This is a genomic window from Albidovulum sp. (assembly GCF_008933605.1).
Taxonomy (GTDB): Bacteria; Pseudomonadota; Alphaproteobacteria; order Rhodobacterales; family Rhodobacteraceae; genus Albidovulum.
Window position 1 is genome coordinate 1 of sequence record NZ_WBUS01000117.1, and the last position, 9,774, is coordinate 9,774.

8 protein-coding genes and 1 tRNA gene are annotated in these 9,774 nt (G+C 66.3%); 2 read left to right on the forward strand and 7 right to left on the reverse strand.

What is annotated here, in order from left to right:
• Window positions 1-166 precede the first annotated feature (166 nt).
• The 3 genes from F9K34_RS13950 to F9K34_RS13960 all read right to left on the reverse strand — a co-directional run bounded on the left by F9K34_RS13950 (window position 167) and on the right by F9K34_RS13960 (window position 4,269).
• Entirely contained in the window at window positions 167-1,234 is a 1,068-nt protein-coding gene (locus tag F9K34_RS13950; protein ID WP_291337581.1) for a serine protease, read from the reverse strand.
• A 24-nt stretch (window positions 1,235-1,258) separates the two neighbouring features.
• The gene (locus tag F9K34_RS13955) at window positions 1,259-3,568 is read right to left on the reverse strand and encodes a caspase family protein (RefSeq protein ID WP_291337582.1); all 2,310 of its coding nucleotides are present in this window, start codon (window positions 3,566-3,568) and stop codon (window positions 1,259-1,261) included.
• A gap of 233 nt (window positions 3,569-3,801) precedes the next feature.
• Entirely contained in the window at window positions 3,802-4,269 is a 468-nt protein-coding gene (locus F9K34_RS13960; protein ID WP_291337583.1) for a hypothetical protein, read from the reverse strand.
• Window positions 4,270-4,555: 286 nt separating this feature from the next.
• Here F9K34_RS13960 and F9K34_RS13965 point away from each other — a divergent pair, with 286 nt between their 5' ends.
• Together F9K34_RS13965 and F9K34_RS13970 are read left to right on the forward strand one after the other, a co-directional pair.
• Window positions 4,556-5,116, forward strand: coding sequence for a phage terminase small subunit P27 family (locus F9K34_RS13965; RefSeq protein WP_291337584.1), 561 nt, complete (start codon window positions 4,556-4,558; stop codon window positions 5,114-5,116).
• A 612-nt stretch (window positions 5,117-5,728) separates the two neighbouring features.
• The gene (locus F9K34_RS13970; protein ID WP_291337585.1) at window positions 5,729-7,219 is read left to right on the forward strand and encodes an FAD-binding oxidoreductase; all 1,491 of its coding nucleotides are present in this window, start codon (window positions 5,729-5,731) and stop codon (window positions 7,217-7,219) included.
• On the opposite strand, the gene F9K34_RS13975 is transcribed toward F9K34_RS13970, so the two are convergent.
• The 4 genes from F9K34_RS13975 to F9K34_RS13990 all read right to left on the reverse strand — a co-directional run.
• Entirely contained in the window at window positions 7,168-7,455 is a 288-nt protein-coding gene (locus F9K34_RS13975) for an Arm DNA-binding domain-containing protein (RefSeq protein WP_291337586.1), read from the reverse strand. The two genes, F9K34_RS13970 and F9K34_RS13975, sit on opposite strands and share 52 nt — an antisense overlap.
• Window positions 7,456-7,619: 164 nt before the next feature.
• Window positions 7,620-7,695: transfer RNA gene (locus F9K34_RS13980), tRNA-Thr, on the reverse strand.
• Between the two features lie 79 nt (window positions 7,696-7,774).
• Window positions 7,775-9,253 carry a heme biosynthesis protein HemY gene (locus tag F9K34_RS13985; RefSeq protein WP_291337587.1) on the reverse strand — a complete coding sequence of 493 codons (1,479 nt, stop codon included), beginning with the start codon at window positions 9,251-9,253 and terminating at the stop codon, window positions 7,775-7,777.
• 7 nt (window positions 9,254-9,260) lie between these two features.
• On the reverse strand, window positions 9,261-9,774 hold a 514-nt coding region (locus F9K34_RS13990; RefSeq protein ID WP_436405748.1), incomplete at its 5' end, for a COG4223 family protein.

Genomic DNA, 9,774 nt, shown 5'->3' on the forward strand with positions numbered 1-9,774 from the left:
TCCGAACCCCGCGTCGGCGCCGCCGGATGGCGGCGGCACGGCGGCCGGTTGCGTGGAGACCGGGGCTTCCCCGAAAGATCCGCCGAAATCGTCCGACTGCGCCAGCGCGCCGCCGGACACTAGCGCCATCGTCAACGCTAAGGCAGTGCCGTGCCTCATGATGCGACTAGCCCTGGACATGACGCGCGATCCAGTCGAAGTAGTTGCCGACACGCGTGTAGACGGAATAGAGGTCCTGATGCGCGCAGCGCTTGGTGGCGTCGAGCGGCTCGCGGCCCCAGCTCACGATGCCGACCTGCGTCCAGTTGCCCCCGGGATCGCGAACCATCAGCGGGCCGCCGCTGTCGCCGTTGCAACTGGTGCGTTCCCCCGAAGGGACGCCCGCGCAGATCATGTTGTCGCTGAGCGCGGGGCCGAGGTTCTCCGCGAGAATTGCGAACGCCTGTTCAAGTGCGTTCTGCGGGATCCTGTTGACCGCCCCGAGACTCAACAGGTAGCCACCGAGTTCGCGCTTGGTCTGCTCGGCCATGCCGCGGACGCAGGTGGCATTGGGAACGACGTCGATGTCGGTTTCCAAAAGGGTGGCGGGGAATTTCTCTTCCTCCATCATGCCCCACCCGATGACGACCGCTGGCCCAGGGGGCAGATCGCTGCCGCGATGCACCGGGATAGCGCCGACCGGCCCCGACGAACGTTCGACCGGCTGGGCAAGCTGCAGAAGCGCGATGTCGTTGTCGATCAGGATCGGATCGTAGTTCTCGTGGGCGATCACCCGGGCCACGGCGCGGAGTTCGCCGCGGGCGAGATCGACCGATCCGGTCCGGACAGCGACCGACTCGGGCGGAACGGTCCCGCCCTCGCCGGTCACAACGCAATGGGCCGCAGTTAGCACCCATTGCCTTGCGATCAGGGTCCCGCCGCAAAACTGCGACTGGAAAAGCCCGTCCTCGGTTCCGTCCAGCCGTTCGGTTTGATGCAGCGACACCTGCCAGGGCCAGGCGCCTTCCGCGGCAGGTCGGCCACCGACGATGCGCGTGGCATCTCCCGCCAGCGCGGTACCGCGGGCCTTGGCCTCCAGCATGAAGGCCCGCACCTTCACGTCACCCGACCCCGCCGGAACCGCCACGTCCGACAGGGTCTTGCCTCTCGCGAGCAGCCCGCCTTCCTGCGCCCAGGTCCCGCCCGCTGCGAGGGCCGCGGCGCCGACCAGCACCGCCCAGATGATCCCGTTCATTCTCCTCACTCCTTCCCCCTCTAACTATCTGGCGTCGCCCGACGTCAGCCGTCGTGCCTCAAAACGCCGAAAGGTCTCTTCACGGGGCAGAACCAGCCATGACGACTGCTCCACCCACACATCATGAATCTCGTATGTGCCGAAGCCGCCTCGGGTGTCGGGACGCCGGGCGCGGGTGGCGAGGAAATCGCGCAGCGCCCCCGCCATGGCCCCGCGCACTGGACCCGTGGTCTGGCAATTCTCGAGCATGCCTTCGAGGTTTAGCGGTTCGGCGTGCTCGCGCGCGTTGGTCACGATCACAAAGGCGCGTTCCAAGCCGGCGGCGTAGCCATCGGGGCAGTCTGAGCAGACGATCATGTCGGGACCCAGTGGCGCTGCCTGCGCCACGCCTTCGATCAGGGTGTGATCGACCCGGATACAGAAGCGCGAATCGATGTAGACGCGGTTCACGTCCCACGCCCCGGGGACACGGCCCTGGCCGGAAAACCGCAGCCTGTCGCATTGCTTGACTTCGGCCGCCGCGGGCAGCGCGGTGCTTGGCCCCTTGGCCCTGGCCTGGGCGTGGCGGCACTCCTCGACCGGCACAAGGGGAATGCCGGGGGGCGTCAGGTCCTCGACCGCGACCGGGACCAGGTCTACGGAAACCTGGACCGGGCTGGGGTTGAGGGGACTTGTTTCGCCTGCCACCGCGCCAAGCATCCGCGCCAGCGTCTCCGCCTCGAAGACCCGCTGCAGAAGCGGAGCCAGGGGCACAGACCCCACAGGCTCCCAGGCAAGCCCCACGGGGCGGCCACCGCTGGTCACCCTGGGACCAAACCAGAGGCGCCCATCTGCCCAGAGGCTTTCGACCGTGTAGCGCGCGGGATCGAGCCGCAGCGCCTGGCCCGCCGCCACGGCATCCCTGATGGCCGATTGCAGCGCCACCGCGGCGGGCATGGTCGCGCCGAGCGGCCTGCCGGCGAGGGTGTCGATCGGAGGAGCGATCCCCACCGACAGATCGAGCGGCCGGCCGACAACCTGCGCATATGCCGCCCCGGCCGGGATCGCGCCCTGCGCGGGGCAGAGTGCGTCTTGCCGCGGATAGCAGGCCACGTCGACCGGCTGCAGGACGGACCGCGTCGTCTGCGCCTGGGTGATCTGGGCATAGCCGGCGATGCGTTCTTGCGGCGCGGTCAGCACCGCGAGCAGTGTCCCGCGGCCAAGTCCGTGGACCGTTCCCGCCATCACCTCGTCGCCTTCGACCCGGAAGCGACGTGCAGGCGGCTGCCCGATCCGGCCACGCCCAAGGACCGGAGCGTCGATCAGGTTGCCCTCCCACGAAGGGGTTTGAGCCCGCGCAAGGCCGGACAGCGCATCGTCGTTTAGGTCGGCGAGAACTGCCTCAAACAACTGCCGATAGCTCATGTCGGTGCCCGTCTCGAGCCGCGCCGCGAGCCGCGCGGAGAACAGGCCGAACCACGCCTCGCCACCCTCTGCCTCGGCCAGATTGATCTCGTGGGCGGCTTCCGCGGAGCGCGCCGCGTAGAACGCCAGATAGCGACCGGAGAGGTCACCTTTGAGCGTCAAGTCGGCTTGCGGCTCGGGCATTGCGAAGTGCGGAACGTCAATGCCGAAGACCGACGGCTCCACATAGCGCGCCACGATCCCTGCAGCGCCGCCCCTTAACGCGGTCCCGCAGTGGCAGCTGTCGAAAACCACGAAGACATCGGCCCCCGACGCGCGGATCGCGCCCACCGCGCGGCCGATCTCGTCATCGACCAGGCTGTTGACAATCACACCGCTGCCGGCCGGGCCGGGCGCGGCGTCGATGGCGAGGAAGACCTCGTCAAGGCCGTCGGTCTCGTCGCGGTCGCGGTCGGCCTGTTGCGTGCCATGCCCGCTGAAATGGACATAGATGAGATCACCCGGTGCTGAAGTCGCTGCAAGCCGCGCCAATGCATCCATGATCGCTGCTCGACTCGGACGGGTCGCGTCTTCGACGCCATCCGCAATGGTCTCGACCTGGTTCACGCCCAGCCGCAAAAGCACCTCGCGCAGCAGGCGGACATCGTTCTCGGGCCCCCGGAGATCGGTGAGCCCGACATTCTCCGCCTCGTAGTCCGACACACCCACCAGAAGCGCGCGCGTCTCGGCCCGCGCGGCATCGGCAAGAGCCCCGGCCTGTGTCAGCGTGGTGAGAAGGACCGCCATCCCCAGACGGCACATTTTCAGCCGAGAGATGACGCGACGCCCTCGCCGAGATTTTCCGAGAGCCGCGCGGCGCCGCTCCATCTCCATATCGGTCCGCTTCCGTGCGCCACTGGGGATCTCTTCGATCCCCTTCGGATCGGGCACTAGTATTTCCGAGCCGTCAGGCGCGTCGATCCCCAGATCAGCCCTCTTCCTGGCTTCCGAGGCCCATCGGCATGGCTGAGAAGGCGATCTGGCTGGCATCACAGACGGTCACCGCACGAAGCAAATCCCGTAGACCGAAACGCTGTCGCGGTTCCGCGGATAAGACTAACTGCGCCGTCTCGCGCCCTCTCGTTTCGCCGTGGAATGATCGATATCGGTCGCATGTCTGCCCCCTATGGCACCCGACGGAAACTGACCTCGCTCATGCCGCCGACAGTGGCATGGATGTTCGTTCCGTCGAACGCGTCGACGATCCAGGTTTCCGACGGCGGCGGCGCCATCGGCCGACCCTGATAGATCTTCGGCTCGTAGTCGGTCGGAGAAAAATGCACCCAGTTCTGCATTACTTCCCATGCTCCACGGTGCATCGCCATGAGGCTGCCAAGGGCCGACCAGCGCTGATAAGTCCCGTCCGGGAAATAGAGCACCTCCGACTGGACCCGATATCCGCCGAAGGCCTCATATCCCTGCCATCGGCCCACCAATTGATCCCGGTCGAGCCGTTGCTGTGCTGCAGCGCCTCCCCCGACGCTGGCCGCCATTGATATCGAAATAATCGCCGCAACGGCCCGCAAGGCGCCGAGCATAACCAAGCCTTCCTTGCCTGCCGCATCGCGGCGGAAACTTACCCTTTTCGGCATTTACCATCGGATCGGAATTTCATCGTTGACCTACATCAACGCGCGGCAACAGCCCCGGTATAGGCCGGCTTCTGCGCGTCCGTCAGATGCGCCAGGACCACTTCGGCCGATCCACCATCCGACGCCAACATGCAGTGACCCGTAGAGCGATCGACTGCGGAGAGAACCCTGAACCCGGCGAAGGCGCAGACCTGAAAGACAAACCTTGACCAGTGCGATTAGAGAACTTTTCGGGGGGCAGACCACGGAGGCCCTGGGAGTTCGCGGACAGATGGGCGGAGAAGGCATGACCATGCGCGGACGCAAGCCGAACCCCGCGGCGCTCCGGCGGCTCAACGGCAACCCCGGCAAGCGCGGTTACAACCCTGCCGAGCCAGTCCCGCCGCAGGGTCTGCCCGACTGCCCGCCGCACCTTTCGGAGCTGGCCCGGGCGGAATGGCACCGCATCGCCGCGACGCTCCACGACATGGGAGTGCTGACCCTCGTCGACCGTGCCGTGCTCGCCGCCTATTGCCAGGCCTGGGGGCGCTGGGTCGAGGCCGGGGAGAAGCTGAAGGAGACGCCGGTGATGCTGAAGACCCCCTCGGGCTACGTCCAGCAGTCGCCCTGGCTCTCGGTCGCCAACAAGCAGATGGAACTCATGGGCCGCTACATGGCCGAGCTTGGCATCACCCCCGCCTCGCGCTCGCGGGTGGCAAGCCTGCATCCAGACCCGGAGCCGCAGAACCAGCCCGTGGTGATCCGCATCGGCTTTCAGGGCGAGGACGGCCTCTTCCGCGACAAGGACGGCGTCGTCATCGAGGACGACGACGAAAAGGACAGCGCCATCCAACGCGGGATCATGTGAGGCGGGGCGGTTCAGCGTGCATCGCAGGGATGTTCTCATATTGTGCTCGATCATGAGTCGCCGCACCAGCCCGCAGAGCAAGACCGACGACCGTGCCTTTCCAGTGCAGATCAAGGTGCTCACTCCCGAGTTCAGCCTGTCCATGCTGCCGCAGGACCAATGGCGCTGGCTGGATTGCGAGATAGGCCGGGGCGAGTACGCCACGACCGGTGCGCGCTGCTACGTGGGCGATGTGATGGTGCTCCACCTCCGGTGCCTGGAGGATGCCGGCCGTTTTCTCGACGCCTTGATTCGGCGCTGCGCCTGCCGGACTAAACCGATAATCTGGAGGCAAGGCTCGTGCTCCTCCAGAGGCCGCTTTGCGAGCGAAGCGTCATCCGTATCGAGAAGTGCGGCCGCTTCCGTTTCGTCGTCCCCTGCACCCTGATCCTCGAGGATGTCTGAGCCCGAGACCGATCGCTTACGGAGCTTGCGCCGATGCTTGGTGGCATCCGCCGCATCAGCGGATAATGAACATTTAGCGTTCCGTGTGGAATCTCTTAACGGGAAGACATGGCCGGCCGCACGTATTCCGTCGTGCACCAAATGCAAGATGGAACCAAGGATCGGATCATGAACCTTCTCGACAGCGAGAACACTGGTGCAGGCGTTGCCTTTTCATTCGAAGTGGCCCAATCAACATCACCAAAAGATCCCAAGGTAAAAGGCCTTGGCGGCCTCAACCTGGATCAGATCAATGGACCCGGTCGCGACTTCAACGACCGGATCGCGCGGTTGGCTTCGAGCCTCAGGGGTCGCATCGTCCGCGCGGAAGACGACGACTACGATGCCCTGCGGACAATCGTGCCGGCCAACTACGATGGTCATCCATTGGCGGTGATCAGGGTGGCTGACGCCGCCGACATCGCGGCTGTCTTCCACTTCGCCCGCATCACCGGCGTCGAAGTCGCCGTGCGCAGTGGTGGCCATAGCGGCCATAGCAGTTCCGACGGCATCGTCGTCGATCTGCGCGATCTGAACGATCTGGACATCGACCAGAGCACCCGGACCGCATGGGCGGGTACGGGCCTTACCGCGGGCGAGGTGACGCGCGCGCTCGAAAAGCACGGTCTCGTCGTCGGCTTCGGCGACACCGCATCCGTGGGCATCGGCGGCATCACCGTCGGTGGCGGTATCGGCTATCTCGTCCGCAAACACGGGCTGACGATCGACTCGGTCCTCGCTGCGGAGGTCGTGACTGCGACTGGCGACATCCTCATGGTCGATAGCGAGCACCATCCAGACCTCTTCTGGGCCCTGCGCGGTGGTGGTGGCAACTTCGGGGTCGTGACGCGGTGGAAGTACCGCCTGCATCCGCTGTCTGCGTTCACCGGCGGTCCCCTCGTGCTGCCGGCGACGCCCGAGATCATCAGCCGGTTTGTCGAACTCGCGGATGCTGCGCCTGATGAACTGTCGGCCATCGCCTCCGTCATGCCGGCGCCGCCCCCACCCTTTCTCCCGTCGGACGCCCACGGGAAGCTCGTGTTCTTCTGCATGATGGCATTCGCCGGGGAGCCGGCGGCCGCAGAACGGGCGCTTGCGCCGTTCCGGGCGCTTGCCGCGCCGATCGCCGATCTCGTCGCGCCGGGGCCGTACAGCAGCCTCTACATGCCCGAGGACCCTGACCAGAGGCCGGCCTTCTCGGTCCGCTCACGGCTCCTGGACCGGCTGGGAGTGACTGAAGCCGCCACAATCGTCGAGCGGATCGAGCAGTCCGGCGCGCCTATGCGTCTGGGGGAGATACGGGTCCTCGGCGGTGCGATGGGACGGGTTCCGTCCCATGCGACGGCGTTCGCTCACCGCAGCAGCCGTGTGATGTGTTCATTCATTGCCGTCTACATGGACCCGCGTGAACAGGCCTTGCACGATCGCTGGGCTGCGGACGGCATCGCGGCACTTTCCGAGGAGGAAGATCGCGTCTACGTCAACTTCCTGCTTACGGACCCGGCCGAGCGCATCCGCGCAGCCTATGCGCCGGATACCTGGGATCGCCTGATGCTCGTCAAGCGCCGCTACGACCCAGGGAACCTGCTACGCCGAAACCGGAACGTGCCGCCACAGTGAACCGCGTTGCACCTGAGATTAGAGTAAGACAACAGGGCGCAGGCAGTCGCAGCGGCAATTGTCCTGCGTCCAGGTTGTCCAGATAGCCGCTTCTCACGCCCCTCGACCCGATACTTCATGTGCCAAAGGCAGGAACCCGTAGGCGTCACGGTGACGTAGAGCCCCTGGAAGTCGCCAACCTTGTAAGGCTTTTCTTTGGGCTTGAGCGTTCGCAGATTGGCGTCGGTTAGGGGCATCTGGGGGCATCCTCTTGCGAGTGACGATTCGATGCCCCAATCTTGCCCCCACACTGGGGGCACTTCCTCGGATCAGCTTGGATCAATGCGGACAACGAGGGCATCACAAAACCCTTATATCACAGTGTCTTGCGTATGTCTTCGGAGTTCTTCGGATAGAGAAGTGGTGCCGGTGAAGGGACTCGAACCCCCGACCCCATCATTACGAATGACGTGCTCTACCAGCTGAGCTACACCGGCACTTCTCTCGATCCCGCCGTTTCGGGGCGTGGGTGGCGGGCTGATAGCATCATCGTGGGCGGGTGTGTAGCCCAAAAAATCAGGGTCGCTGGCCAACTTCCTCGTCTAGGATGACGAGCGCATCGGATGCCTCGTCGGCGGCTGGTGCGCCGGTGACGTCTTCTTCCTGACGGTCACTCTCCCGCCGACCGACGATCAGGGGCAGCATGTCGGCACCGTTCGGCATCGGCGCGGTGGCATTCGGCGACTCGCGCCAACTCAATGTGTCGAAGCCGCCGCAGTTGTCGCAGGTGGGCGACCAGTCGGACTGGATGTTGTGGCACTTGTCGCAGACCCATTGCGGGCCACGGCTGGCGGTCAGGGCGCGGGCCAGCCAGCCGCGGACCACGGCGTCGTCCTCGCCTTCCCCTCGGGCGATCGCAGCCGTGATAGTTAGGCTTCGCGCCGTCGGGTGCGTCTCGGCGAGGTCGCCGAGCGCCCTGCGGGCAGCGGGGAAATCCTCCGCCGCGATCTGGAGCTCCGCCCTCAGCAACCGCGACTCCTCGTGGTTCGGATTGGACGCAAGAAGCGCCTCGAACCGCTTCAGCCGCGCCGCCGGCCTCTCGTCGGGCACGATGGCCGCGAAGGCGGCGGCCAGATCGGGGTGGGGCTGGGCCTGCCATGCCTTCTTGAGGACACGCACGGCATACTTCGGCTTGCCGGACTGAACGTAGCCCCTGGCGGCCAGGACCGCGGCCGGAATGAGATCGGGCGACTGCTTGTTCGCGGCGATCGCGGCCTCGCGCGCTTCGATGGGCGCATCCTCCGAAAAGACCTCCTTTGCCTCCTGAAGCGCCAGGACGGCGTCGCGCCGCCTGAACACGTCGCGCGGCAGCAACCCCTGCCTGTGTTTCGTGCCGAGCACCTGCCTGGCGCCCTTCCAGTCGCCCTTGTCGGCCTGCAGCTTCAGCAGCGTGTCCTGCACATCCTGGTGCCGCGGTTTCAGGGCGTAGGCCTTCTCCGCCAGCTTCAGCGCGGTTTCCGTGTCGCCTTCGGCGAGCTTCTGGCGCAGCAGTCCGCGGACGCCGACGAACCGGGTCCGATCATCGGCCAGGAGTCGCTTGTAGACCTCGGTTGCCCGTTTCGACTCTCCGGCCAGTTCCGCGGCTTGAGCCGCGATCAGGTTCGTCAGCTCCGGGCGGCCAAGGTAGCGTTCGGCCTTCGCAGCCTGGGCAAGCGCCACCTTGCCCTCGCCCGAGGCAATGGCCATCAGGCCGTCCGCCAGCGCCTGAAACCCCTTCCGCTCGCGATTGCGGTCGAAGTACCGGCTGAGCGCGGTTTCGTCGCCGTTGAGAAAACGGTGCGTCGCAACGATGAGGCCGGCAAGCTTCATCACCAGCCAGAGAAGCAGCAGCGCCACCAGTACGGCGACGACCATCTGAACCGGGCCAAGACTGAACTCGACGTTGGCAACCGAGATGCGCACCCCGCTGCCGGTCTCGGCCAGGTAGCGGGCACCGAGGGTCAGGCCGGCCACGATTGCAACGAAAAGGACGATCTTGAGGAACGACCAGATCATGCCAGCCTCACTGAAGTTCGGCCGCAAGGGTGGCGGCTGCGGCGGTTGCGGAAATCCGGCGATTGGCGAGTGCGACCCACTCCGCCATGCGGGCCTGACCTTCGGCGGGAAGGCCGCCGATCTCCGCGATCGCCCCTGCCAGGTCCCCGGCCTGCAGCGCCGCCTCGGCGCGGGAAAGGATCGCATCCGGGTCCTGTCCGTCGCGCGGCGCGAGGGATCGGGCCCCGGATTGCGTCCGCAGGAAGGCCAGGAACCGGTCCCAGGTGGTGCCCGCCGCGGTCTCCCTCAGGGAGGCTGCGAGAGCGTCGCGCGCAGCGCCCGGGAACGCGGTGCGGAGCGCATCCAGGGTCGGTACCCCTTGGCCCTGCTCGGCGAGGGGCGGCGGGATCTCGAAGCCCGCGCCGCGCAGTTCGGCGAGCGCCGGGTCGAGGGCTCCACCGGCCGTCAGCGCCGCGTCGATCCGGCCAAGCGCGGCACGCGCGGTGGCCCGACGTGCCGTCTCCTCGGCCGCCACTGAGGCC